Genomic DNA, 26,743 nt, shown 5'->3' with positions numbered 1-26,743 from the left:
TTTACGACTAAAAATTTGAATAGATGCTTTTGTAAAAATATGAATAAACTTCAGACAACCCTGCCACACTAATAATTTTAATTAAATATAAAAGCGCATGGCCTGCCGTTAACGACAAACCATACGCATTAAAAACAGAACGCAACTGCATTGCCTGTGCCAATAAATTAAACTTTCGCTTTAAAATCAGTTAAGGTGTTTGTCTTTCTTTTCTCTTTCCCAAAACCTGTGCTGTGCAATAGCGTTTACTAATTCTTCATCAGACTGGTTAATTAACAAGCCGGATAGCGGATTAATCTCCTTTGCCAGTTCTTTCATTATTATTCTGGTTGCTCGTAGCAGTTCCACCCCTTTGCCTTTGGTGGCTATGGGCTTGCAGTGCTTGTAGGCTTCTTCTATAAATTCAATAGCTTCTGGTTCTTCCAATAAGGCTTCCACACATTTTGTGCCGTCTGCTATGTAAACTGCATCAAACAGTACAGAAGCTGCTGTCAGCAGGCTTTGGTCTACCTTCAGTTCTTTACCCTCATTGCTTTTGATAATGCCGAGTTTTGGCGCAACTATTGATGCTTTCGCGCCTTCTTTTTCCAGGGTTTTCTTAATATCAGTTAATGATTTTGCATCAAATCCATCAGCAGCCAAAAGCGCAATTTGTCTGGTCTTTATAGTATCTTTAATGGTATTGCTCATGCTCAACGCAGCAGATTTGCTGATTGGCGAGTTAGTAAAAATGGGCTGATAGTCTTGTGGGTCTGCGTCAGCAGGTATACTATGATTCATAGGTTCTTCCAGTATTTCAGGTACCGGAAGGCCCAGCCCGTCTGCCACTGTTTTGGCCAGTTTTTTATTGACCTTAGATAACAAACCAAGCATTCTTTGCCGTATTTCAATTGTCTCAACCTTGCCCAGTTCAAATTTCAGTGCATTGGCAATGTGTTGTTTTTCAGGCTCAGACTGGCTTTCATAAAATAAAGTTGCCTGGCTAAAATGGTCTAAAAAGCTTTTGCTTCTGCTTCTTATCTTTTTACTGTCAATTCTTTCCGTAAAACTTTGAAAACCGCCCTCTGCCGCTTTTGCCTGAAACGGACAACCACCAGCCAAAGAATTAGGATTATAACTCACCCTGCCTTTATTGATGGTTTGTTTCATAAAACCATCACGCTGATTATTATGAACCGGTACCACAGACCTGTTAATTGGTATCTCATGAAAATTGGGGCCGCCTAGCCTGATGAGTTGCGTATCGGTGTATGAAAACAAACGGCCTTGCAGCAGAGGGTCGTTCGTGAAATCAATTCCGGAAACAACATTACCCGGGTGAAAAGCCACCTGTTCTGTTTCTGCAAAGAAATTATCGGGATTCCTGTTCAATACCATTTTCCCAATTCTCTTAACAGGCACTAATTCTTCAGGTATTATTTTGGTGGGGTCAAGCAGGTCAATTTCAAATTTAAACTCATCCTCGTCTGGTATTATCTGCACACCCAGCTCCCACTCCGGAAAAGCGCCGTTCTCAATTGCTTCCCATAAATCCCTGCGATGAAAATCAGGGTCTTTACCAGAGATTTTCTGGGCTTCATCCCAGCATACAGAATGTACGCCTAAAAGTGGTTTCCAATGAAACTTCACAAAATGCGCCTTACCTTCTGCATTTACGAATCTAAAAGTGTGTACCCCAAAACCCTCCATCATGCGATAACTTCTCGGAATCGCCCTATCGCTCATTACCCACATTATCATGTGCATACTTTCGGGCATCAGAGAGATAAAATCCCAGAATGTATCATGAGCCGACGCAGCCTGCGGAATTTCGTTATGCGGCTCTGGTTTAACCGCATGAACAAGATCCGGAAATTTCATGGCGTCCTGAATAAAGAACACCGGTATATTGTTACCAACCAGGTCATATACACCCTGCTCGGTATAAAATTTCACGGCAAACCCTCTTGCGTCTCTGGCCATATCTGATGAGCCCCTCGACCCCGCCACCGTTGAAAACCTTACAAATACAGGGGTCTTTAAGCCAGGGTCCAGCAAGAAATGAGCTTTGGTGTATTCAGCCATTGACTCATAGACCTGAAAATACCCATGCGCCGCCGCACCCCGGGCATGTACTACACGTTCAGGGATACGCTCGTGGTCAAAATGGGTAATTTTTTCACGCAGAATAAAATCCTCCAGCAAGGTAGCACCTCTATCGCCTGTTTTCAGCGAGTTCTGGTCGTCATTAACAGGCAAGCCATGATTGGTTGTCATGGTCTGGTTGGTAGCATCGGCGCTATGAATGCGTAATTGCTCGGTTTTTTTATTATCAACGGGCTGGTCAGAATCTTTCATGGCTATTGTTTTTTAAATTGTTAAAATGGTTATAATTCCGAACTCAAAATCATTCTTTTTACTCCTGTTACCTATTCTTCTTATAGGTTCAGTACACAGTTTTATTTCCCGTTTATTCTCTGGGTTTTTATACTTTTCTCAATCAGCAATTCCTCTTCTTCCGTTAATTCAATTAATATGGCGTCTTTATTCGGTTCAATTCCCCTGCCGAAATGCGTGGCATATTGCTTGGTAAATTCTGCACCAAAAAACACAATCATGCATGAATAAGAAACCCACAACATAACCAGAATGATAGAGCCAGCCGCACCGTAGGTTGAGCCCGGCTCTGCCTTACCGAAATAAAACCCAAGACCTAACTTACCCAATGAAAAAAGCAAAGCAGTAACCATGGCGCCAATCCAGACATCTTTCCATTTAATCCGGGCATCTGGCAGAATTTTAAACATAAGTGCAAAAAGCACGGTGATGATAGCAAACGATATAAAAAAATTGATGAATTGTAACAGAAACAAAGTAAAATCTGGCAGATGAGACTTTATCCAGGTGCTGAAAGCGGCAAGTGCCGTAGTAAGCACCAGAGACACCAGAAGCAAAAAACCAATTGAAATGATGAGACCAAATGAAAAAAGTCTGTCTTTGGCCAGTTTCAGCCATTTTTCTTTCCCCTTTAACTGCGGCTTTATTTTAACTTCCCATATCTGGTTCAGCGATGTCTGCAATTGAAGAAATACTCCCAGCGCGCCAAGTATCAGCGAAATAACTCCAATAATAGTAGCCACTATGGAGCTTTTTCTTTCTCCGGCTTTTGCAATGATGTCTTCCAGCTGGCGGGCTGTGTCGGCGCCCATTGCTGCACTTACCTGGTTTGAGATTTCGCCCTGTACAGCCTCTTTCCCAAATACAAGCCCTGCCACCGCCACAACTATTACCAGCAATGAGGGTATGGAAAAAATAGCATAATAAGCAATAATGGCACTCTGCCTGAATGGGTCGGCGGCGTTCCAGGCTTCAAACGATTTTCTGGTAATGAGCCACAAATTTTTTGGACTTGCTTTAGTATTACTCATATTAAATTTTTGGCATACCAATACCCTTACTCAGAGTATTGACGTTTAATGTAGTCAAACACAAAAATTTCACACCAAACCTGTTTTGTGGAATTACTTGCGCACCTTCCTGACTCTCTTCATACCCAAACGTAAAAACATCTACATATCCTGAAAACCAAAAGATGTGTTGGAGCTAAAAAAATGAAGTAAAATTACCTTGTAGAAGAAAAACCAGACCATTGGCAGATAAAATACCCTAATGCCCACAACAGGTATTTAGCCTTGCATAGATTTTTAAACCTGTATTGGTGGCATGCAGGTAGGTTAATATCTGGCTTAGCGCATGGCTGGCCGCTCAAATGCCATTGCATAACAACATCAAAATCAAAAAAGAAATGTACTTATGAATCAGGTAATGATGCAGTTTTTTGAATGGTATTACCCGAATGATGGTTCGCTGTGGAACAAAGTTGGTACTGAGGTAGAAACATTTAAAGAATTAGGTATTGATACTATTTGGCTCCCCCCTGCCTTTAAGGGCGTAAGTGGGTCTTCTTCCGAAGGCTACGACGTTTATGATATCTACGATTTGGGAGAGTTTGACCAAAAGGGAACCATACGCACCAAATACGGCACCAGAGAAGAATATATTGCCGCAATTGAAAACCTACAAAAGCACAAAATAAGGGTTTTGGTTGATGTTGTGCTTAATCATATGGGAGGCGGAGATGAAAAAGAAAAAATTATGGCCAGAAAGGTAGACCCTGAAAACAGGAATGTTTTTATTGAAGAGCCTGTAGAAATTGAAGCAGATACTAAGTTTTTATTTCCGGGCAGAAACAAAAAATACTCCGACTTCGTGTGGGACTACCACTGCTTTACTGGCATTGACCATGATACAGAAAGTGGTGAAAGAGGCATTTACAAAATAATAAATGAGTATGGCGATACCTGGGAAGAAGTGGTGGGCGAAGAAAAAGGAAATTTTGATTACCTGATGTTCTCTGATATTGAATCGAGAAACCCGGCTGTACTGGATGAATTGAAACGCTGGGGTAAATGGTATTTTGAAACGGTAAGGTTTGACGGAGTAAGGCTTGACGCCCTGAAACACATAAGCCCCCATTTTTATAATGAATGGCTCAGCTACATGAAAACCCAAGTAAAGCCGGATTTAATTGTGATAGGTGAATTCTGGACGTCGGGTACGGTTGATGTACTAGAGAAATACATTGAGGCAACCGGTGCGGCTATTCAGTTATTTGATGCTCCGCTGCATTATAATTTTCATACCGCCTCAATAGAAGGCAGTAACTATGATATGCGCCATATATTTGGCAATTCTCTGGTTAGCAGGCAACCAGACCTGGCAATAACCTTTGTTGAAAACCATGATACTCAGCCATTTCAAAGTCTTGAGTCTCCGGTTGATGCATGGTTTAAACCATTAGCCTACAGCTTGATATTGCTAAGACAGGAAGGGCATCCCTGTGTTTTTTACTGCGATCTGTATGGCACCTGCTATACCCATGTAAACCATGAAGGCGAAGAAAAACAGGCAGTAATGCCCAAAATTACAGCCTTGGAAAAATTATTATATGCAAGACAAAAATATGCTTACGGACCACAACATGATTATTTTGACGACGCCCATTGCGTGGGTTGGACAAGAGAAGGGGCTAATGGCCAAAGTGGTTGCGTGGTTTTATTGTCAAACGCCGGAGAGGCCGTAAAAACTATGCATGTGGGTATGCAGTATGCAGGCAAAAGATTTATTGATTTGCTGAGAGACGATGCGCAGGCGGTTTATATTGATGAAGCAGGAAACGGGGAGTTTGGCGTTGGTGCCGAAAGCGCAGCTGTCTGGATTGCCAACGAATAAGTTTGCTGAGGAATAATTAAAACAATTAAAATTCACACATTTACTATGAAATCTTCAAAGAAAAAAATCGACTCAAATGCCTCAGGCGAGGCAGAAATGAAACACAAGCCTGTTTTTGAAAGAGAATATGACAGACAACCTCAGAAACTGGCAGGTAAAGTTGCCATTGTAACAGGTGGAGACAGCGGCATTGGTCGAGCCATTTGTGTGGCTTTTGCCCGCGAAGGAGCAAAAGTTGCCATCGTTTACCGAAAAGACATCGAAGACGCTAAAGAAACACGCAAGCTGGTAAAAGAAAAAGGAAGTGAAGCCATTATTGTAAGTGCTGATATCAGTATTGAGAAAAACTGCAGAAAAATCATAGACAAAGTAATTAAAACCTGGGGTACCGTAGACATCCTGGTCAATAATGCGGCTGTTCAGTATCCCCAGACAGAAATAGAGAATATCAAAGAGCCACAATTGGTTCAGACTTTCCGCACCAATATTTTCTCGCAGTTATTTCTGGTTCAGGCCGCTCTGCCCCATCTGAAAGAAGGAAGCTCAATAATTAATACTACGTCGGTAACTGCTTATAAAGGCAACCCATTCCTGCTTGACTATTCGGCCACCAAGGGAGCCATAGTTTCGTTTACGCGCTCTCTCTCGGGTATTCTGAACTCCAGAAAAATCAGAGTGAATGCCGTTGCACCCGGCCCAATCTGGACACCACTTATCACTTCTACTTTTCCGGACGAATCATTAGAGACATTCGGTAAAGACACTCCCATGCAAAGAGCAGGCCAGCCTGCTGAAGTAGCTCCTGCTTACGTTTTTCTTGCTTCAGAAGATGCCAGCTACATTACCGGCCAGGTTATTCATGTAAATGGCGGAGAAATTGTTAATGGCTAAATTTTAATGACACAAGCGGATTATCATGTTCAATTTACAACCACAAGATACACTTACAGAAAAAGAAATAGAATGCGGCATGAAACTGAGTATCAGAGAAGGGCTGGCCACTGAAACCATGACAGTGCTTACCAGTGGCGCCTTTCTTACCGCCCTGAGCCTGCTTCTGGGTGCTACCAACCTTCAGATAGGGTTCATTGCTGCATTGCCTGCATTCTCTAATATATCGCAGTTAATTACCATCTGGCTCGTAAAACGCTTTAATAACAGGCGTGGCATCAGCGTTTTGTTTTCTGTTATGGGGCGTATTCCGATATTGGTGATTGGTATAATAGCCTTGTTTTTTCCGCACGACATCTCTATTGAGTTTATTATACTCTTTCTTTTCTTTAATTTCTTTTTTGCATCTATGGCCGGACTGACTTGGAATGCCTGGATGAAAGACCTGATACCGGAGAAAGTAATGGGTACGTATTTTTCAAGGCGAAGCGGATATCTGCAAACGCTGAATGTATGCCTGAGCCTGATTACGGCACTGGCAATTGATTATGTAAAAGATAACTTCCCGGCATTTGAATTAGACGCCTACGGTATTATGTTTGTTGCAGGTGGTATTATTGGCCTGGCAGGGGTTTTAATGTTATCGCGCATTCCTGAACCTAAGTCTTTTCTTGGTAATGAAAACGTATTCAGGCTTTTTATTCTGCCGCTTAAAGACAATAACTTCCTGAGGCTGCTCATTTTTAATTCGTTCTGGGTATTTTCGCTTAGTATTGCCACACCCTTTTTTACTGTATTTCTGATGAACCACATGAAATACAGCATTTCATATATTATTACACTTACCATTATAAGCCAGCTTTGCAGCATTGCCACCATACGAAGCTGGGGTGTGTTTGCCGACCGATACAGTAATAAAACCATTTTATCTATTTGCGCACCAATTTACATTATATGCATTGGTGCATGGTCTTTTGTTGGCATTTATACCGAATTTGCCTCAAACTTTGCTTTGCTGGTGGGTATTTACGCCTTTATGGGCGCTGCAACGGCGGGCATTAACCTTTCGCTAACCAACATTGGGCTTAAGCTGGCACCGCGCAAAGAAGCCATTGCCTATCTATCGGTTAAAAATTCGGTTACCGCTGTTTTTTCTTTTATGGGCCCGCTTATAGGTGGTTTTCTGGCCGACTACTTTGCTAACCGACACTTGAATATCAGAATAGAATGGACAAGCCCCAGCCTCGACAAAGTTTTCAGAATTTTGTCGCTTCACCAATGGAACTTCCTTTTTATCATTGGTGCTGTGCTGGCATTGCTATCCTTAGAGTTTCTTGTAAGAGTAAAAGAAGTTGGCGAAGTAGAAAAAAACCTGGTAGTTAAAATTATGAGAAGCAGCATCAGAAACAACCTGAAAGATTATTTTGTGGTAGGCAATATGCTTAACTGGCATAACCACCTGATGGCTGTTATAAGAAAGAAAAAAACCGAACCAATACAAGACGGAGCATCCAAGCCAACATAGCCTTAAGTTTTGAAGACTGAATAACAGGCAAAGCAAATTCATTTGGCTTAATTTTGCCTTATCTTTCTAGATATGTTAGTTTATATATTAATTTAGGCCATTAAAAACTTAGCTGAACGGTATGATAAAAATAGGAGTGATTAATGTTTCTGATAGAGCCAGTGCAGGTATTTATGAGGATATTCCGGGTAAAGCGGTAGTTGAAACGCTAAAAGAATATCTGGTGTCTGAATTTGAAACGGTTTATAAGGTAATACCAGACGAACAAGCCCTGATTTCAGAAACTCTGATTGAAATGGCAGATGTGCATGAATGCTGCCTGATAGTAACCACCGGAGGAACCGGCCCCGCCAGGCGCGACGTAACACCTGAAGCCACCGAAGCTGTATGCCAAAAAATGATGCCGGGTTTTGGAGAGCTGATGCGCATGGAAAGCCTGAAATACGTACCTACGGCAATATTATCAAGACAAACCGCCGGCATACGCAACAAAAGCCTGATTATTAACCTGCCCGGAAAGCCAAGAGCCATTCGTCAATGTCTCGACGCTGTTTTTCCGGCTGTGCCCTACTGCATAGACCTGATAGAAGGCCCTTTTCTGGTTTGTAATCAGGATGTAATGAAGGAATTCCGTCCGAAGGGTTAAACCAGTCAACGGCGTAATAATTAGGAAGAAAAGCAGGGTAATTATATGATAATGGGATATAACCAAAGCAGGTTCCGGCGTTCCGGAACCTGCTTAAGAATCGACTATACATTAAACCTGAAATGCATAATGTCGCCGTCGGCTACAACATATTCTTTGCCCTCTATACGTAGGCGCCCGGCCTCACGGCAGGCAGCCTCAGAGCCGTATTTTACATAATCATCATAAGCAATTACCTCCGCTTTAATAAACCCTTTCTCAAAGTCGGTATGTATTACACTAGCCGCCTGCGGGGCTTTCCAGCCTTCCTGAATCGTCCAGGCTCTTACCTCCTGTACACCTGCAGTAAAATAAGTACGCAAAGTAAGTAATTTGTAAGCAGACCTTATAAGCCTGTTCAAACCGGGTTCTTTCAGACCATATTCGTCCAGAAACATGGCTTTATCGTCAGGATCTTCCATTTCTGTAATCTGCGCTTCAATAGAGTTGTTCAGCACAATCATCTGGGCGTTTTCGGCATCTGCTACCTTCTGAAGTATCTCAGAAAACTTATTGCCGGTGTGCATAGATGCTTCGTCAACATTGGCCACATACAAAACAGGCTTAATGGTAAGCAAAAACAAATCGGCAATAGCTGGTAAATCTTCTTTGGCAAGGCCTAGTCCGCGTACATTCTTACCTTGCAAAAGCCATTCCTGGCACCGCTTTAATACATCAAACTCGGCTTTTGCTTTGGCGTCTCCACCTACTCTGGCCTGCTTTTCAATCTTCTGTATTTTCTTCTCAATACTATCAAGGTCTTTCAGTTGAAGCTCGGTATCTATAATTTCCTTGTCGCCTATGGGGTTTATGTCTCCCTCATCACGAAGAATGTTATCATCTTCAAAACATCTGATTACATGTATAATGGCATCAACCTCTCTGATGTTTCCCAAAAACTTGTTACCAAGGCCTTCACCACGGCTAGCACCTTTAACAAGCCCGGCAATGTCTACAATTTCAATCTGGGTAGGCACTATCCGGTTAGGTTTTACGAGTTCGGCCAGTTTGTTTAAACGGCTGTCTGGTACATCAACCAAACCCACGTTAGGGTCTATGGTACAGAAACGATAATTGCTTGCCTGTGCTTTGGCACTATTAGAAACGGCATTAAAAAGTGTTGATTTCCCAACATTGGGCAGACCCACAATTCCGGCTTGTAAAGGCATATAATTTTGTTAAACTTTTGTCTGAATAAATTTTGCGCAAAACTACTTTAAAAGCATCAAAATGGCAAAAGTAAATGCAAAAGGGAAGGACAATTTGACACAGGCCTATAATAGCAAAGCCTTTGAGAGACTCCCAAAGGCTGAATGTCTTTAACTCCCATACTCAAAAAGCAATTATCAAAAAAAAAGAGAGAATTACAGATTCCGGTTTAGTGAAATAAAACCGAATCAGCAGCAAAAATTGATAATTGATAATTTGTCAGGAACTACTCCCATTTCAAGTCAGAGCCACCACCCGCAGCATAGTCGTCTGTCTCTTCGCCGGCTGCAGTAACCTGCTCGTTTTTGTACTGATCGAAGTCAAAATCAGGCATCAGTTCAGTTTTAATGTGGTCAATCGTATCTTGCAAAGCTTCAAGGAATTTGTTAAAATCTTCTTTGTAAACAAACATCTTGCTCTTTTCAAATACAAAACCGCCATCTTTCTGAAAACGACGACTCTCGGTAATAGTCAGGTAATAGTCACTTGAACGGGTACTTCTTACATCAAAAAAATAAGTACGCTTACCCGCTCTTACACGTTTGGAGTAAATTTTGTCTCTGTCTTCTCTTTCCACAATCCTTGTTAAGTTTTAGAGGTTTAGAATGATTTTCAAATATAGGTTTTTATTATTTTATGCAAAATATTTTATTAGGATTTTCAAACAAAAATAATGTTAATTTTAATTCAAATCAGCAATTCTCAACATAAATATTTTAATTATGATTTCATTACAAAATTTTTGATTGTTTTCAGCCTTGCCGAAATTTTTGTATATATGCAGTACAAAATCAAATTTCAACCCTGAATGACCCATAAAACAGTAACCTTTCTGTGTTTACTCGTTCTGCTTAATTCTACATTGTTACAAGGCCAGGCGTCTTATCTGGGTACCGAAATGTTCGGTAAAGCATCTTTCTATGAAAATGTGTTTTACGGCAAAAAAACTGCAAACGGCGAAATTCTTAAAAAAAATATGCTTACCTGTGCACATCAGACACTTCCGTTTGGTACTATGCTTGAAGTAACCAACCTCACAAACAATAATTCGTGTATTGTAAGGGTTAATGACAGAGGGCCATTTATAAAAAAAAGAGTACTGGACCTGACACATGCCGCAGCCAGAAGGCTAAACATGTTGCACCACGGAGTAGTTAATGTTAAAATAACCATAGTAGGCCAAAACAACAAAGTGTACATCGCCAGCGCAGGCTCAATGATTAAAAGCTCTGCCGACTTGATGGTCAATGAGCCGCATGATGGCAAAGTAAAAGTACCCATGAAACCCAGGCACAAAACTATATTAAGCAAGCCTTCAAGAGCAGCCAATAAGAAAAGAGCCATGAGAAGAAGCAAAACTGGCCACAAATAGACGGTAATTGCCCGCAGAGAAAATTTACAAAATAATTGATTGAATGAGGATGAAATTATGATTGACTTAGTAAAGATACGCGAATACGGTAGCATTGAGTTTCTGGCCAAGCAGCTGGTTGAAGGATTCATTACGGGTTTGCATAAATCTCCGTTTCATGGGTTTTCGGTAGAGTTTGCGGAACACCGCCTTTATAATACTGGCGAAAGCACCCGGTATATTGACTGGAAAGTATTTGGCAAAACCGACCGCCTGTATGTAAAACGTTATGAAGAAGAAACCAACCTGAGGTGCCACCTGCTGATTGATACGTCGTCATCGATGTATTATCCTGAAAAAACCAATGGTAAAATCAATTTCAGTATTATGGCAGCCGGCGCTATTGCTTATATGCTTCAGAAACAACGTGATGCGGTAAGTTTAACTACCTTCTCTGACGAAATCGAGTTGCAGACACCCATAAAATCAACGGCCTCGCACATACACAAGCTATTTCTTGACCTTGACTCGCTTCTCCTGAAACCCAAACCGAACAAAAAGACATCGGTAGTTGATACACTGCACGAAATTGCAGAAAAAATCCATAAGCGCTCGCTGGTAGTTATTTTCAGTGATATGTTTGACGACATTGCCAATACCGAGCGCCTATTCTCGGCCATGCAGCATTTACGCCACAATCTGCACGAGGTGCTGCTGTTTCATGTAACCGACAAGAATACTGAAGAAGACTTCAATTTTGAAGAAAGACCTTACGAGTTTATAGATCTTGAAACGGGTGAGAAGGTAAAAGTACAGCCGTCGCAGGTTAAAATACAGTATCAGGCTGCCATTAAAGAATTTTACCACGACCTGCGCCTGAAATGCGGCCAATATAAAATAGATTTTATTGAGGCTGATATCGCGCAGGGCTTCGACCAGATTCTTTCTGCTTTTCTGGTTAAAAGAGGCAAAATGAAGTAATTCTTTCATTGATTCTATCCATTAACTTTTAAATATCATGAATACGGGCCGGCGTTTCTTTGTAGGTACTTCTGTGTTAGGTGCAGCGTATTTAATTTACAGAAAGGTTTTCGGTGGAGACCCCGTTCAATCTACATTAAGCAAAACCGAACTGGCTGACGTTTCGGTGCCTCCTATGCCGGAAGAAATTGTTCCTGACGGCACCTTTACTCTATTTGAAACCCGCTCGCTACCTTCGCTTATAAGCGGCACAAATGACATAGCGGGTAAAAATCGACTAGATTTTGAGGTTTTTCCGGATACCAACGGCCAGCCGACACCTCAATTTAACTGCCGGTTTCTCTGGGGCAACGGTGTTGAATTTCTGAATCATAGTGGCAATACGCCGCCTATAGCTCTTCAAAAAGGCCTGGCAACCGGATTCGACAACTGCTTTCTGAATACATCGAAGGGGGTTCCGGCTGAACACCGCTATAAATGGGCATTATTCAATGATTTTCTGTTCTGGCAGAATAACCACACAGAGTTGGAGAAACTGGGTGCTGAAAACTATAATGCCATTAAACATCAATCTATTGACTCTGAAGGCAGAATGGTTCCGTTTTCATACACCATGCTTGATATTGAAGCCGGTGTAACCGACTTCTCGAAAATCAGTTCTTTTCTGAAAGGCTATTACAATGCCGCCAAAGCAGATAACCCCAAACACGTGGTTATTTTGTATAGTTTTGCACCCAACAAGGGCTTTACCTACTGGCAGAGCGGCTATTATTATGATGGAGACCAAGTGCCGCAAGACAAGAAATTTTTCCCTTACTCCAAGCACAGCTACAATGAAACTAAGGCCAAGGCAGGCAATGGCATTATCAATAACTATTTCCGCGGTAAAGACCTGATGTATAACATTATGGTCAGTTATCCGAAAGTGAACCTGCCCATTACCACTCCTATGTATCAGAAAGATGCCCAGGGCCGGTTTATTGTTGATTCTAATGGTGACAGAGTTCTAAGGAACGATTTTTTTGAAGAATCGCAACGCGGGGAAATTATCCGGTTTTCGGCTGCGGGCAGCAGGAATGAAATTTCTATTGATGAAGGGCACAAATTTGGCGAATACAGGCTTAAGCCGGAGCTTTACCATGCAGTTAATCAGTTTGGGGGCTATTATTCAGAAATTTTCTTCCGGCTTCAAATGCTTGCCAAAGACTGCGGCCTGGGCGATGATTTTCAGAATATCCATGCCATTAATAACCCATTCCAAACCATCGGTATTCTGAGACATGACCTGGAGTCAAATCCGTTTACGAATATCTACCGTCCCATTGACCGCATTACTTCAGAATGGCATGCGGCATTAGTATATACACTGCTTAATAACCTATTAATATGGTCGAACGTAACAGGTGGAAACATTGGTCTTACCCAAAAAGGAGCCTGGATTAACGGCAGTTTTATACCCGGCCTGCACGTTTCTGCACCAGAGGGCAAACCTTTTGCACAGGAATACTTTGGAGACGGTGCCGGACAACCAAAAAAAGAGGGGCATTTGGGAAATTACCGGCAATGGGCTGCTAAAATGTACCAGATGCAAGCCGAAAACCGTGTTTATGGCCTTTGGCAAAAAACCGACAAAGTACTGGCATTTGCCCACCCTGAACAGATTATTACAGGGCAGTTTCCGGCTGTGGGTCGCCTGCAGGGAAACATACTGAAACTGACAGCGGTTGAATCTAAGCTGGAAATTGGCGAAAGTTTTAAAATAACCATTAAAAACACTAAAAATAGTACGTCAATTACCAAAACTATCGCTTCAAAAGCGGTATTAAATGAGGTGGTGGTTTTACCCGCAGGTAAGTATAATGCCCAGGATATTTACCTTGAATACACAAACCCAATAAAAGGAAAACTACAAAGAGTAAACGGACGCGGAGAAACCCTATAACAGGAATTTATTTAGCGGGCGAGTCATAAATTAAACTAAACGTAAAGTATCCTTTGCCGTTGGTAAGCACAGCGCGCGAAAATGAAAAGCCAAATTGATTGAGGCGGATGTTTCCCCCAAAAGAAAGCCCTCCGGCACTACCAAGGTTGTTTACCGCCAGTTCTTTATGAAGCAGATGATTGTAACCTGCCATTAGCCTGAAGTTTTTGTGAACAAGAAATTCAGTACCTACAACCAGGTGCCTTAGCATTTGATCGGCCACCGATATTTTTTCTGAAACTTTATTACCCTGGTTATCATAAGTATAATTGAATGAGTGGTCGTTATAGGCAATGTCAAAAACATATAAATGATGGGCAGTTAACGAAAACCTGACGGGCATGTGCGCTGGTTTAAAAGAGGCACCCAACTGTAAATCGAAAGGTATATCGGGACGGACATTTCCATAGCTCTTCACAACAAACCCAACATTTTTGGCAACAATTCCGATATTCAGGTCATATTCAGGGTGTTTAAAGGTACCACCCCAGTCGGTCAGTACAGCCATTGAATTATAAGATTCAAGCACCGACCCGACCAGCTTTGCCGATACCCCAAAAGAAATATGGCTAATACGCCGGGCATGAGTTACGCCTAAAGAAAAATCATTGGCTGAAAACACATCAGTCAGATTACCAATGGCATCCATTCCCTGAAATGAACCATAATTCAGATTTTGCAGGCTTATACCCCACTGGCTGTTTTTGAGGTTATTCTTAGAGCGGGGGGCATAATTTAAGCTGAAAAAATTACTCTGCGCCAGATACGGAGAATAATTAAACCCAATTTGCCCACCCTGCGCCGTATCCAGCAAGGCCGGGTTGGCCACATGCAGATTCAGGTCTTTATCTGAAAGCGATACATTTACGCCACCCATGGCATTTAGACGTGCGTTATTGGGCAGGGTTAAAAAAGAAAAGCTGTTTTGTGCGTTTAATTCAGCACAAAAACAGCTTGCACATAAAAACAAAATAATAACAAACGGGTTAGAAAATAATATACCCCAGCTTGAAACCCAGCGCCAGATGCGGGATATTGAACCGTGCATCTTTGTAGCCAAGCCCTGAGTTATCAAACAAGCTTGTTCTTCCATAATTCCAGTAGTCTTCACCCGGCCCACTATTGTCATGATGATTGATGATGATTCTTCTTATTCCGGCGCCCACATAAAAATCAAATACAAATTTGGTGTTTTTTTTGAATTCATCACGTATTCTTAACTGATAACCTATTTTGGCCGTTAAACCCACCACAAACTTATTAACCGGATAACTGACGGTTTCGTAATAATTACAAGCGCCGTTTTCGCATTCTCTTGCAACGTTTTTACTGTAACGGTCATTTATCTGCTTATAAAAAAGTTCGTAGGCGGCGTACCTTCCGGTAAATGCCTCTTTATATTTTCTTGCTTCAATTTTGGCTCTGAAATTCTCGCGAAAATCGCTTTTAGAGCTATTAAAGCTGTTGCCCCATAAATTAGCTTTACCTGTGCCATAACCAAATTCTTCAGAAAGTGTCCAGTGTTTGCCACTCAAATTATGTTCGGCGGCCATCTGAAACGTGTTGTCGACATCAAACATAGCCAGTGGAGCAAACTTTACAATTAAATGTTTCTTTTGAAGTGAATCCTGTGCCAAAGACAGATTCAGAAAAAACATATTCGCGAGCAAAATGAGTATAAATTGTTTCATGATTCTGTTCTGATTACACTTAGCAGTTTCAGTTCTTGCTGGTCGGTATAGCTATATTGATAAATCCCCTGTCTTCCGGTTACTATAAGCACGTTGTTATCGGGTATTACGTCATACGCTGAAAACTCCTGGAAATGCTTAATTAACTTCAATTCTTTGGGGTTTGACTTATCAAATACTTTAAGTCCGTTTTCGCCTTCGGTTACAAAAAGAAGGTTGCCGTCTACACCAAGGCCATGCGGGCTTTGCATCGGATAACTGCTAATCAGTTGGGGGCTGTTCATTTTTTTTATGTCTATCACATCAAGCATATTTACCCCACGGTTGCAGTTGGTTCCGCTACGCAGCGTTACAAAAGCATAATCGCCTTCCACTACAACAGGGTCACAGGCCGCAATATGCGCATAAACAGAGACCTTCAAAGGGTTTTGCGGGTCCTGAATGCTGAAAATAACCATACCTGTCTGGGTACCTATAAACAGGTACTCGCCCAGCGGAAAAATGGTTTCTACCACTGTATAAAGGTTGATTTTCCGGATAAAAACAGGGTCGGCAGGGTTTGTGAGACCAAATACCCTTAGAGATTGATTATCAACCGTATATAAATAGTCTTTTGCAATGGTAAAACGGGCTGTTGACCCGCCTTTGCCAACTGTTTCGGGGCCTGTTGACATTGAATCACCCTTACAGGCATACATAAATGCCGTAAGCATAAAAAGGTAAATAATTTTATTCATGGTTACCGTCGGCATTTAGGGTTCGATAATTCTACGTATTCCCAGCCTTTTACATAGCCTTTATTAGGATTCACACACTCAAACCAACCTGTTTCGTTCGGAAAAGAAGGAAAAGGAAAAGCTTTTTCAATGCGTTTCAGAACTTTAATTTTCTGCAAATCTGAAATATCTATGGTTACCAAATCGTCTGCATTATCTGCATAAAGTATATTGCCCTTAATAGAAATATCTTTATTGACAGGTATAGAAATAAACGCCACAGGTTTTGGACTGGCCTTGTCTGTGTTGTCAAAGATATGGATACCCTCACCGGCTTCGCCCACGTACAGATAATTACCTTTTATGTAAATTTTGCCTGGATGAGACAAACTTCTGGCCTTTTGGACTTCAATTTTTCTGGCTGATGCATTATCAATGTAAACAGGTTTATAACCCATTACTTTTTTATTTGTGTTTTCATCATCCAGGTGTGGAACACAGCCGCTTGCCAGAGCCATGACAAACAGCAGGTATAGTTTTTTCATAAAAATCTGGTTTTCAGGATGGTTTCATGAGCCTTTAAGGCCATGACAGCCACAGCTTAGGAAAGGTTGTAAAAGTTATTCAGTTTTTTTTCAGATAAGCAATTACTGCTTTTCTGATATCATTTCGAACATCGTTTTCAGGAAATGTATCATTCACTGAAATAATATCGGGGTTGGTTCTCACAAAAAAATCAAGGTTTCTCTCTTTGCCCGTAAGCAGGAAATCGTTTGTTACCACTGTGTATTCCTGATTCACATCCAGGGGTTTCCCGTTGATGCGCCAATCGTTTTTAGAGGCATCGTAGTTAATTCTGTCCCATTGCAGATACCCGCCACTGCCTTTGTTTTTCAGACCCGTTTCTAAAATCTGTTCCAGCAAACGCCCTCTCATCTTTATTTCTATCACTTTACCCCCAAAAGGCAAAATTCTGAGTACATCCAGCTGGGTTATTCTGCCAGACACCACATCGTCTATTCTGATAGACCCACCATTAAAAAACGCACAATCGGTTGTTCCAGGTGTGGCGGCTGTCATGGCTCTGGCTATCATATTGCCCATAGGCGCCTGTTGATTACGGACAGTAGACTCATGACCATCAAGCGGCTCTTTCAAATCAGCAATTACTTCATTTTTATTAATTCCAATGGCTTTAAAGCTGGCATCGGCAATGTCTTCCCATTTTTTCACAACTGCAGCTGTGGTGGGTTCATCAGGAATCTGATTATCAATTTTTCTTAATTCAGATTTAACTGAGGCTTTTCCTGTGGCTTTATTAAAGACAATCCGGTGTATGTATGCGGTCTTGGCGTTAGCATCGGCCTTAGCCATAATCACGTTTCCTATTTTTTCAATCATGTTGTCATGGTCATGGCCACCCATAATCAGTTTTACATCGGGCAACATACCAGCCAGCCTGATATCATCTACTTTATTAATGTGCGTAAGGCCAACCACAAAATCGCATTGGGGCTTCAGCTCCTCATACGCTTTCTTTGCCGCCTCGAAGAAATCATCGTAATAAACATACTCTTTCGGGTTTGAGGGCAACACAATACCAAACATCCCCATTTTTACCTCATCACCTTTTGCATTTTTAAAACTAAAAATTCTGGTTTTGGCAAAAGGCACCTTTACCCCTTTTACTACTTTACCAAAAGGCTCAAGTTTGCCATTAATTTGCTCCAGGGCATTGGTATTGAGCCACTCAAACCCAGACTCATTAATGCGTTCCTGTAAATCTTTCTGGTCCAGGTCAAACTCATGGTTACCAAAGCATACCCAGTCAAACCCAACGGCATTCATAACATCTACCATTTGTCTGCCTTTAATACCTTTACCTTCGTATCTGAGCGTACCAGTAACAGAAGGGCTCAGGAAATCGCCGGAAAGAACAGTAATCGTATTCGGGTTCTCTTTTAGCAGTTCCTGCCGTACAGTAGCTACACGGGCTAAGCCGCCTATTCTGCCATTGTCAAGCGGCGAAATCTCATATACATCGTTCAGATGCAGAAATGTAACAGCCACTTCGCCCTGTCTGGAACCAGTTAAACGCGATGTATGGCATGAAAACATAATGAGCGCTATGCTCAGAAAAAGGATAATTCTTTTCATGGTAGTAGTTTTAGTCAGTCAATCAAAAAGGTTCAGACAATTGTTTTAAATGCCATTCCATACATGAAAGTGTATCAAATCAGCTTAGCAAATGTATATAAAAAGCACAACTTATTCCAGATTCCGTTTTATAAATACCAACCGGTTTAAATCCATCAGAAAAGTTTAAGCAGAGCCTGTTAAATAACCAAAAAAAATTGTATGAAGCAGCAAAACAAATCATTTGTCTAAAAACACATTGGCAATCGGGGATCCTTCTAAGCTACTGACAATCAAACAGATAAAATAAAAAACTAAAACTTATCAAATTTTAACCAAAAGAGTTCAGCAAAAAAGCGTACCTTTGTATCCCGTAATCAAAGATATTTAGACCACATGTCAATGAACGGGCAACCCCGAAATCCGAAGTATATTTTCGTTACTGGCGGTGTAACTTCATCACTCGGTAAAGGCATTATTGCCTCTTCCTTAGCCAAACTACTACAAGCCAGAGGCTTATCAGTAACCATCCAGAAATTTGATCCGTATATCAATGTCGACCCCGGCACGCTGAATCCGTATGAGCATGGCGAATGCTATGTTACAGACGATGGCGCCGAAACAGACCTTGACCTGGGCCACTATGAGCGTTACCTGAATGTGCCTACTTCTCAGGCTAACAACGTAACTACCGGCCGCATCTATTATAATGTAATTATGAAAGAGCGGAAAGGTAATTATCTGGGTAAAACCGTACAGGTGATTCCACACATTACAGACGAAATCAAAAGAAACATTCTGCAACTAGGCGAAACCGGCAATTTTGACATTATTATTACCGAGCTGGGCGGCTGTGTGGGTGATATCGAATCTTTACCCTATGTAGAGGCTGTTCGCCAGTTGAAATGGGATTTAGGAGAAGACAACCTGCTTGTAATTCATCTTACACTGGTACCCTATCTGCAGTCGGCTGGTGAGCTTAAAACCAAACCAACCCAGCACTCGGTTAAACAACTGCAGGAGTCTGGCGTGCAGCCTGATATTATTGTGTGCAGAACCGAACACCCGCTACCGCAGGATATCAGAAGAAAAATTGCGCTTTTCTGTAACGTTGAGCAGAATTCTGTTATTGAGGCAATGGATGCTGAAACGATTTATGATGTGCCCTTGTTGATGCAGAAAGAAAAACTTGACCAGCGCGTATTGTATATGCTCGACATCTATAACGATCAGGATGCCGATATGGATGCGTGGAAGAAATTCCTGAGCCGTTTCAAGAATCCGATTGAGCAGGTAACCATTGGCCTGATTGGTAAATATGTTGAATTAAAGGATGCTTACAAGTCAATAGCGGAGTCGTTTATACATGCTGGCGCAGCCAATGAATGCAAGGTAGTGGTAGAATGGATACACTCTGAAAGCCTGACAACAGACAACATTGCTCAGAAATTTGCCGGGCTTGATGGCGTGTTGGTTGCCCCGGGCTTTGGCGAACGTGGTATTGAAGGTAAAATTGAGGCCGTAAGATATGTAAGAGAAAACAACATACCATTCTTCGGAATCTGCCTGGGTATGCAAATGGCCTGTATTGAATTTGCCAGAAACGTAATAGGCATGAAAGAGGCGCATTCAACCGAAATGGCACCTGAAACCCTGTTCCCTGTGATTGACCTGATGGAGGCACAAAAAAACGTAACCGACAAAGGTGGTACCATGCGTTTGGGGGCTTATGCCTGTAAATTGAAAGAAAAAACACTGGCACGAAAAATTTATGGCAAGGCGAATATCAGCGAGCGTCATCGCCATCGCTGGGAGTTTAACAGCAAATACCAGAAAGACTATGAAGCAGCAGGCATGGTGATATCGGGCATTAACCCGGACAGCGGCCTGGTTGAAATAGTAGAATTGCCAAACCACCCTTACTTTATTGGTGTGCAATTTCACCCGGAGCTGAAAAGTACGGTTATGAATCCGCACCCGCTTTTTGTTAATTTTGTAAAAGCGGCAATTGATTATTCTTTGAAGAAAAAACAGGTGCTCAACTAAATTAATTCTTTGAACGCCAGCGCCTTAGTGAGTGCCTAATCATTAGGATTTATTACGATTCTTTGCGACTTTTGTGCGTCAATCTGAAAGTTGCGATTGCATTTTTTACGAATTTTAAATTTTTAATGGAAAAATTAATAGACAAAAACCAGATAATTGGTATTGTGTTGTTGCTGGCCATGTGGGCAGGCTATACGTATTTTATGCCTTCTCCACCACCGCAGGAACCTAAACCTGCGGTTCCGGCAGAAGCTACAAAGGTTGTACCCAAGAATACTCAGCAAACCACCGATACAACTGCATTGAAGGCCGCTTTCGGAGACTTTGCTTCTGCCGCCACCGGAACCAGCCGCGACATAGTTGTTGAAAACGAAGATGCCCGGTTTACATTCAGCACCCTGGGTGGTAATGTAAAAGAAGTAGTTCTTAAAAAGTATTCGGCTTATGACGACTTTAAAAGTGGCAATAAAAAGCCTTTAACCCTGATTGACTCCAAAAGCTCAACTATGAGCATGGAAGTACAAACCAATAAAGGTAAAATTGATTTAAAAAAGCTTTACTATGCTTCAGATAATCAATCGGCAGTTATTAAATCAGGAGACTCAACTAAAGTAGTTTTCAAACTGGCATTGGCCGAAAACCAATTTATTGAGCAGGTTTATACCATTAAAGGTACAGGCTATACGGTTGACTACGACGTTAATCTGACAGGCCTTGACGCCGTTGTTCAAAATCAGCCGGTTCGTTTTTACTGGCAGGACAACCTGAAAGTGCTTGAGCATGACATCACAGAAAACCGTAAAGCAGCCCAGATTAACTACTGGGATGCCAAAGCTGATGATTTTGACGACCTGGGTTCAAACAAAGTTGAAAGCGACGAACTAAATATTGTAGACCCTATACAGTGGTTTTCGTTCAAACAAAAATACTTTATTACAGGTTTTGTAGCTAAGAATCAGCCGCTGGCAACACCGAAATTCAAATTAACCACACCAGAAACCAGTCTTGATATTGTAAAAACAGCCGAAGTTGAGGCTAACATACCAATGTCAGATTTAAAGACCGGCAAAGGTAATTACCGTTTCTATTTCGGCCCGAACGATTATAATCTGGTAAAAACAGTAGCCACTGGTTTTCATAGAAACGTTTATCTGGGATACGACTTTGTGAAGCCCATTAACCGTTACATTTTTGTTCCGCTGTTTAATCTGGCAGAAAGTCTGATAAGCAACTATGGTTTGCTAATCATTGTGGTTGTATTAACCATTAAGCTGGTATTAACCCCTCTTATTTATCGTTCTTATGTGAGTTCGGCAAAAATGAGAATTCTTGCACCTGAACTGAACGAAATTCGCGCCAAAGTAGGTGACGACCAGGTAAAAATGCAACAAGAGCAAATGAAGCTATACCAGCAGGTTGGTGTTAATCCGCTGAGTGGTTGTGTGCCTATGCTTTTGCAGATGCCTATTCTGATGTCGGTGTTTTTCCTGTTCCCGAATATGATTATGTTCCGTCAGAAAAATTTCCTTTGGGCATCTGACCTTTCAACTTACGACTACCCGATTAGCTGGGCAACTAACCTGCCTGTTGTTGGTAATCACATCAGTTTGTTTGTAGTGCTAATGACGGTTTCCAGTCTGGCTTTTACTTACTACAACAACCAGATAACCCCAGACCAGCCTGGCCCAATTGACATGAAGAAGTTAAGCTATGTTTTTCCGATTGTTTTCTTCTTTGTACTGAACAGTTTTCCGGCAGCGCTAAGTTTTTATTATCTTGTTTCAAACGTTATTACCATTGCGCAGCAACAAATTGTGCGCAGATTCGTTGATGAAGATAAAATACGGGAGATACTGATGAATAATAAAATAAAGTATCAGACCAACCCACAAGGTGCCAAGAAAGGCAAGTTTGCCCAGTTTATGGAAAAACAGGTAAAAATGGCCGAAGAAACCCGTAAACAGCAGGAAGAGCTGAAAAAGAAACAACAGGGTAAAAAATAAAAATTAAAGCTGGGCGCAAAACATCTTTACAGGGTTTTGCGCTCGCTTTCATATAAACTCCATTACAATGCCTATGAGAAGGACAAAAAATTTCTTCATTTTTTTATTCCTATCATATTCTGCCATAGCTCAACAACAGGCCAATCTGAATGAGAAAGATTATTTGTTGAGATATAAAAAAGCTGTGCAACTATATGCCGACCAGAAATTTAACGAAGCAAGAGATTTACTTGCCCCTCTGACCAATAAAAAATACAATAACGCGGTTTCGCCCTACGCACATTATTATTTTGCTTCTTCTTCTTATAAGCTGAACAAGTACTATGATGCACGTATTATGTTGAGACAGCTTCTGGAGCGTTTTCCGGGCTGGAGCGAAATAGACGACGCCTACTATCTTTATGGCAATGTTGCTTTTGCCGAAAATAAACCCGACGAAGCCCTGCAGGCTTTAAGCCGGGTTACATCAAAGTCTTGGAGAACCTCTATCGAGAACATGGAGTATGCGTATCTGAGCAAGATAAAAGATTTAAGCCAGTTAAAGCAGTTGTATCAAAAGTCGCCGGATAACCCGGTGCTGGCACAACTGATTATTGATGCGATACAGAGAAGTAAAAATGCAACCCGCGATGACCTGGAACTGTCAGACAGGCTTACCAATCAGTTTAGCCAGAGAAACGCTGGGAGTAATTCGCCGAAAAAAACCAGGCAGAATGATGATTCTGATGCCATTAACGTAGCCGTAATGCTGCCCTTCCGGTTGTTTGAATTTGATGCCAGCAAAGCAACAAGGGCAAATCAGTATGTGTATGATTTGTATGCAGGTATGAAACTGGCTCAGGAAAAACTAGCCTCTGAACAAATCAACCTGAACTTATTTGCTTTTGACATTGAGAAAGATGCCAAGCAAATGAATCAGTTGGTAGCAAACAGAGGTTTTGGCAAGGTTGATGTTATTATAGGGCCGCTATATCCGGAAGTAAACAAAATAGTAAACACGTTTGCGAAGTCGAATGATGCAGTTCAGGTGCATCCACTTTCAAATAATCTACAGCTGGTCAGCGATGATAAGTCTGCATTTCTGGCGTCTCCGTCTTATGAAACCCAGTCGCAGAAAGCGCTTGAATACGTTGTAAATGAGAAATCAGCGCGCTCTGTCAGCATCTATTATGGTAACACCCGCAAAGACTCTACATTTGCTTATATATACCGCGACAAAGCCGTTGCCAAAGGTTTAAGCGTTGTTACAATCAGGAGATTCAACACTATTGACGACATTGATACCAAAAGAAAGGCTGATCACATCTTTGTGTCATGCAGTGACCCTACTTTAGGCCCGAAAATAATCAGTGCATTAGATAAAAAGAAAGTTTCGGCGCCGGTAGTAGCGGCATCTTCTGCATTTGATTTTGAATCATCTTCTCTAAGTATTTTCAACCGCGAGTTATTTCTTATTCAGTTAGATTATATAAACCGCGACAAAGAGGAAGTCAAAAATTTCAGAAGTGCGTTTATTAATGCACAGAATATTTCACCTTCATACTACGCTTATTGGGGTTACGATATGGTGCTGTTTTATGGTAGAATGCTAAGAATGGGTAAAAGCCGTTTCAGAGCTAATCTGGACGCCATAGATTATACCCAAGGCTACACGCTCGATGGTTTTGATTACACCAATCGCTCTCATGAAAACAAGATTGTTCCCATCGTTAAATATGAAGACGGCAAGTTTGTAGAAGTAGCACGCTGATTACACCTATCATATTTATTAAAAAGCCAATAGCATTGCTTTATACAAAAGCAGCTATTGGCTTTTTAGTTTTTAACTTTTTAAATTAAATATTCAATTATTATTGAAATTTCAATACAAACTAATTATATCATATATTTTATTTATTTCATTTAAACATTTTTGTTAATATATTCTATATAAATAGTAATTTCAGTACAGATAGCTTATTCAAAAAAAATAAGGAGAAAGTACTGCTTTCTCCTTACCACTGTATATTCAATCATTATCAGATACCGAATGCTTCTTTTACTTTATCTATATAATCAAGTTTTTCCCAGGTAAATAACTCAACCTCAACTTGTTTTTCGCCTTCTGGTCCTTTAAAAACTTTTGTTACCCACTTAGACTCGCGACCCATGTGGCCATAAGCAGCGGTTTCAGAGTATATTGGGTTTCGTAATTTCAGACGTTGCTCAATGGCAAAAGGGCGCATATCAAATACTTTCTCAACTATTCTGGCTATTTCACCATCTGATAACTTTTTACCGTTGGCGCCTTTAACTTTAGCTGTGCCGTAGGTATCTACATAAACACCACAAGGCTTAGCAACCCCAATGGCATAAGATACCTGCACCAGCACTTCGTCACAAACGCCGGCTGCCACCAGGTTTTTGGCAATATGGCGCGTTGCATAAGCAGCCGATCGGTCAACTTTAGACGGGTCTTTGCCTGAGAATGCCCCACCACCATGTGCACCTTTGCCGCCATAGGTATCTACAATAATCTTACGGCCTGTCAGACCGGTGTCGCCATGCGGCCCGCCGATTACAAACTTACCCGTCGGGTTAATATGGTAGGTAATCTGGTCGTTAAATAATTTACGTAAAGAAGGCTTCAATTTTGCCTTTACGCGTGGTATTACGTAACTGATAATATCTTTCCTTATTGTGGCCAGCATCGCTTCGTCAGCGGCAAAATCGTCATGTTGTGTTGACACAACGATAGTGTCTATTCTGATAGGCTTATTGTTATCGGCATATTCAATCGTAACCTGCGACTTCGCATCAGGGCGCAGATACTTGATGCGCTTGTTTTCGCGGCGAATCTCCGACAGCTCCTGCAAAATTTTGTGTGCCAGGTCTAATGCCAGCGGCATATAATTGTCGGTTTCGCGGGTGGCATAGCCAAACATCATACCCTGGTCTCCGGCACCTTGAGCATCGGCTTTTTCTTCAAAATTTCTTTCATCCGCCGAGCGGTCAACCCCACGGTTTATATCGTCAGACTGGTCATGAATAGCCGACAGGATACCGCAAGAGTTAGCCTCAAACATATACTCAGACTTGGTATAACCAATTTTTGCAATCACATTGCGCGCAATGGTTTGCACGTCAAGATAGGTTTTGGTTTTTACCTCCCCCGCCAAAACTACCTGGCCGGTGGTAACCAGCGTTTCACACGCTACTTTAGAAGAAGGGTCAAACGCCAGGAAATTATCAATAAGGGCATCAGAAATTTGGTCAGCAACTTTGTCGGGGTGTCCTTCCGAAACAGACTCGGAAGTAAATAGGTACGCCATAAATCTTGTTATTTGTTAAATGATTTTTCAAAAAGAGTATGCAAAAACTCTGTGCAGAAAGAAAAAGAAACTGTTTTTGACAAATAGAAAACGAAAGTTCTACTGCCCGCATCTTTTTACCACCGTAGTGTTTCTACTCGGTTGGGTTTCCGCATAAGGGAATTTCTTGATACTTACGCAAAATAAGCTAATTAGTGAAACAAATGCAAAAATTAATCTGCAAATATATCTATAATACTTAGTTTGTTTATCGAAATTATCTTTAAATACTTTTTTGGTTGGACAAATTATCTATTAATACCGCCCAATTGCCGATATTTTACCTTTACTTATAATTTACCGATAACCGCAGCCTATAAAAAGCAAAGAGATACTTTTAGTAAAAAGCATCTCTTTATTTTGAAATTTAATAATTTCTTAAACAATTATTTGGCAAAAATCATGAATTACCCACTTTGCCATTATCTATAACCCTGCGTATGCCAACAAACCTCAGATTATAATATTTTTCTTTCAAATAACTTATAATAACGCCCTTACTGGTAGCTGAATGAATGAATCTCAGGCCATGTTCGTCAGGTTCAAGCACAATGCCTACATGAGACACCCCCTTCCGTCTGGAACTGGTCCGAAAAAAAATCAAATCGCCAGGCTTCGCCTCTTCAATGCTCATTTTATTGCCCAGCCTGTATAAATCGCGGCTTGCATGGGCAACCTGAATGCCAAAATAACCAAAAACATAATTAACAAGTCCTGAGCAATCAAATCCATGAGTAGCTTTGCCGCCATATCTGTATCGGGTTCCTAATAGTTGCCTGGCAAATACCTGAATCTCATCAGTTAAACTAAGGCATTCAGAATCTGTAGATTCAGGCTGATGTGCTTCAGCCATTAAAGGGGCCTCTTGTGCATTACAAGTACATACCGCAACAAAAAAAGACAAACT

21 protein-coding genes and 1 riboswitch are annotated in these 26,743 nt (G+C 41.3%); of the genes, 10 read left to right on the top strand and 11 right to left on the bottom strand.

The window, feature by feature from the left end; all coding sequences use genetic code 11:
- Nucleotides 1-186: 186 nt before the first annotated feature.
- Both MB380_RS06520 and MB380_RS06515 read right to left on the bottom strand, forming a co-directional pair.
- Nucleotides 187-2,337 (bottom strand): catalase, encoded by a 2,151-nt coding sequence (locus MB380_RS06520; protein ID WP_253533986.1) that lies wholly within the window; start codon nt 2,335-2,337, stop codon nt 187-189.
- A gap of 101 nt (nt 2,338-2,438) precedes the next feature.
- Nucleotides 2,439-3,407 carry a YihY/virulence factor BrkB family protein gene (locus MB380_RS06515; protein WP_253533985.1) on the bottom strand — a complete coding sequence of 323 codons (969 nt, stop codon included), beginning with the start codon at nt 3,405-3,407 and terminating at the stop codon, nt 2,439-2,441.
- A 385-nt stretch (nt 3,408-3,792) separates the two neighbouring features.
- On the opposite strand from MB380_RS06515, the gene MB380_RS06510 reads away from it, so the two are divergent.
- From MB380_RS06510 to mog, 4 genes are all read left to right on the top strand, one after another.
- Nucleotides 3,793-5,271 (top strand): alpha-amylase, encoded by a 1,479-nt coding sequence (locus MB380_RS06510; RefSeq protein WP_253533984.1) that lies wholly within the window; start codon nt 3,793-3,795, stop codon nt 5,269-5,271.
- A gap of 45 nt (nt 5,272-5,316) precedes the next feature.
- Nucleotides 5,317-6,162 (top strand): SDR family oxidoreductase, encoded by an 846-nt coding sequence (locus MB380_RS06505; RefSeq protein WP_253533982.1) that lies wholly within the window; start codon nt 5,317-5,319, stop codon nt 6,160-6,162.
- A gap of 25 nt (nt 6,163-6,187) precedes the next feature.
- A complete protein-coding gene (locus MB380_RS06500) occupies nt 6,188-7,687 on the top strand; it encodes an MFS transporter (protein WP_253533980.1) in 1,500 nt (499 codons plus the stop codon).
- 121 nt (nt 7,688-7,808) lie between these two features.
- Nucleotides 7,809-8,333, top strand: coding sequence for a molybdopterin adenylyltransferase (gene mog / locus MB380_RS06495; protein ID WP_101725320.1), 525 nt, complete (start codon nt 7,809-7,811; stop codon nt 8,331-8,333).
- A 104-nt stretch (nt 8,334-8,437) separates the two neighbouring features.
- On the opposite strand, the gene ychF is transcribed toward mog, so the two are convergent.
- Both ychF and MB380_RS06485 read right to left on the bottom strand, forming a co-directional pair.
- Nucleotides 8,438-9,541 (bottom strand): redox-regulated ATPase YchF, encoded by a 1,104-nt coding sequence (gene ychF / locus MB380_RS06490; RefSeq protein ID WP_101725321.1) that lies wholly within the window; start codon nt 9,539-9,541, stop codon nt 8,438-8,440.
- A gap of 266 nt (nt 9,542-9,807) precedes the next feature.
- Entirely contained in the window at nt 9,808-10,158 is a 351-nt protein-coding gene (locus tag MB380_RS06485; RefSeq protein ID WP_101725322.1) for a DUF3276 family protein, read from the bottom strand.
- Nucleotides 10,159-10,389: 231 nt separating this feature from the next.
- On the opposite strand from MB380_RS06485, the gene MB380_RS06480 reads away from it, so the two are divergent.
- The 3 genes from MB380_RS06480 to MB380_RS06470 are packed head-to-tail and all read left to right on the top strand — an operon-like array spanning nt 10,390 to nt 13,855.
- Nucleotides 10,390-10,953: a septal ring lytic transglycosylase RlpA family protein gene (locus tag MB380_RS06480; protein WP_253533978.1), complete on the top strand. Its 564-nt coding sequence runs from the start codon at nt 10,390-10,392 to the stop codon at nt 10,951-10,953.
- A 57-nt stretch (nt 10,954-11,010) separates the two neighbouring features.
- Nucleotides 11,011-11,913 carry a DUF58 domain-containing protein gene (locus MB380_RS06475; RefSeq protein ID WP_253533977.1) on the top strand — a complete coding sequence of 301 codons (903 nt, stop codon included), beginning with the start codon at nt 11,011-11,013 and terminating at the stop codon, nt 11,911-11,913.
- A gap of 37 nt (nt 11,914-11,950) precedes the next feature.
- On the top strand, nt 11,951-13,855 hold the full coding sequence (locus tag MB380_RS06470; RefSeq protein WP_253533976.1) for a hypothetical protein: 1,905 nt from the start codon (nt 11,951-11,953) through the stop codon (nt 13,853-13,855).
- Between the two features lie 7 nt (nt 13,856-13,862).
- On the opposite strand, the gene porQ is transcribed toward MB380_RS06470, so the two are convergent.
- The 5 genes from porQ to MB380_RS06445 all read right to left on the bottom strand — a co-directional run bounded on the left by porQ (nt 13,863) and on the right by MB380_RS06445 (nt 18,458).
- On the bottom strand, nt 13,863-14,942 hold the full coding sequence (porQ, locus tag MB380_RS06465; protein ID WP_253533975.1) for a type IX secretion system protein PorQ: 1,080 nt from the start codon (nt 14,940-14,942) through the stop codon (nt 13,863-13,865).
- Nucleotides 14,881-15,585, bottom strand: a complete 705-nt coding sequence (locus MB380_RS06460; RefSeq protein ID WP_253533974.1) for a hypothetical protein — start codon at nt 15,583-15,585, stop codon at nt 14,881-14,883. The genes porQ and MB380_RS06460 overlap by 62 nt, the downstream gene beginning before the upstream one ends.
- Nucleotides 15,582-16,322, bottom strand: coding sequence for an LVIVD repeat-containing protein (locus tag MB380_RS06455; RefSeq protein ID WP_253533973.1), 741 nt, complete (start codon nt 16,320-16,322; stop codon nt 15,582-15,584). Before MB380_RS06455 ends, MB380_RS06460 begins: the two co-directional genes overlap by 4 nt.
- Nucleotides 16,323-16,324: 2 nt before the next feature.
- Entirely contained in the window at nt 16,325-16,846 is a 522-nt protein-coding gene (locus MB380_RS06450; RefSeq protein WP_253533972.1) for a hypothetical protein, read from the bottom strand.
- Nucleotides 16,847-16,925: 79 nt separating this feature from the next.
- Nucleotides 16,926-18,458: a bifunctional UDP-sugar hydrolase/5'-nucleotidase gene (locus MB380_RS06445; protein WP_253533971.1), complete on the bottom strand. Its 1,533-nt coding sequence runs from the start codon at nt 18,456-18,458 to the stop codon at nt 16,926-16,928.
- A 375-nt stretch (nt 18,459-18,833) separates the two neighbouring features.
- Here MB380_RS06445 and MB380_RS06440 point away from each other — a divergent pair, with 375 nt between their 5' ends.
- The 3 genes from MB380_RS06440 to MB380_RS06430 all read left to right on the top strand — a co-directional run bounded on the left by MB380_RS06440 (nt 18,834) and on the right by MB380_RS06430 (nt 24,236).
- A complete protein-coding gene (locus MB380_RS06440) occupies nt 18,834-20,483 on the top strand; it encodes a CTP synthase (protein ID WP_101725331.1) in 1,650 nt (549 codons plus the stop codon).
- Between the two features lie 125 nt (nt 20,484-20,608).
- On the top strand, nt 20,609-22,486 hold the full coding sequence (gene yidC / locus MB380_RS06435) for a membrane protein insertase YidC (protein ID WP_253533970.1): 1,878 nt from the start codon (nt 20,609-20,611) through the stop codon (nt 22,484-22,486).
- 73 nt (nt 22,487-22,559) lie between these two features.
- Entirely contained in the window at nt 22,560-24,236 is a 1,677-nt protein-coding gene (locus tag MB380_RS06430) for a hypothetical protein (RefSeq protein ID WP_253533969.1), read from the top strand.
- Between the two features lie 268 nt (nt 24,237-24,504).
- On the opposite strand, the gene metK is transcribed toward MB380_RS06430, so the two are convergent.
- Entirely contained in the window at nt 24,505-25,797 is a 1,293-nt protein-coding gene (metK, locus tag MB380_RS06425; RefSeq protein ID WP_253533968.1) for a methionine adenosyltransferase, read from the bottom strand.
- Nucleotides 25,798-25,859: 62 nt separating this feature from the next.
- Nucleotides 25,860-25,975, bottom strand: a riboswitch (SAM-I-IV-variant riboswitch).
- 261 nt (nt 25,976-26,236) lie between these two features.
- On the bottom strand, nt 26,237-26,689 hold the full coding sequence (locus tag MB380_RS06420) for a C40 family peptidase (RefSeq protein ID WP_253533965.1): 453 nt from the start codon (nt 26,687-26,689) through the stop codon (nt 26,237-26,239).
- Nucleotides 26,690-26,743: the final 54 nt, after the last annotated feature.

Origin of the sequence: Emticicia sp. 21SJ11W-3 (assembly GCF_024138715.1) — a bacterium.
Classification (GTDB): Bacteria; Bacteroidota; Bacteroidia; order Cytophagales; family Spirosomataceae; genus Emticicia; species Emticicia fluvialis.
This window is presented reverse-complemented; position numbering and strand designations above follow the sequence as displayed.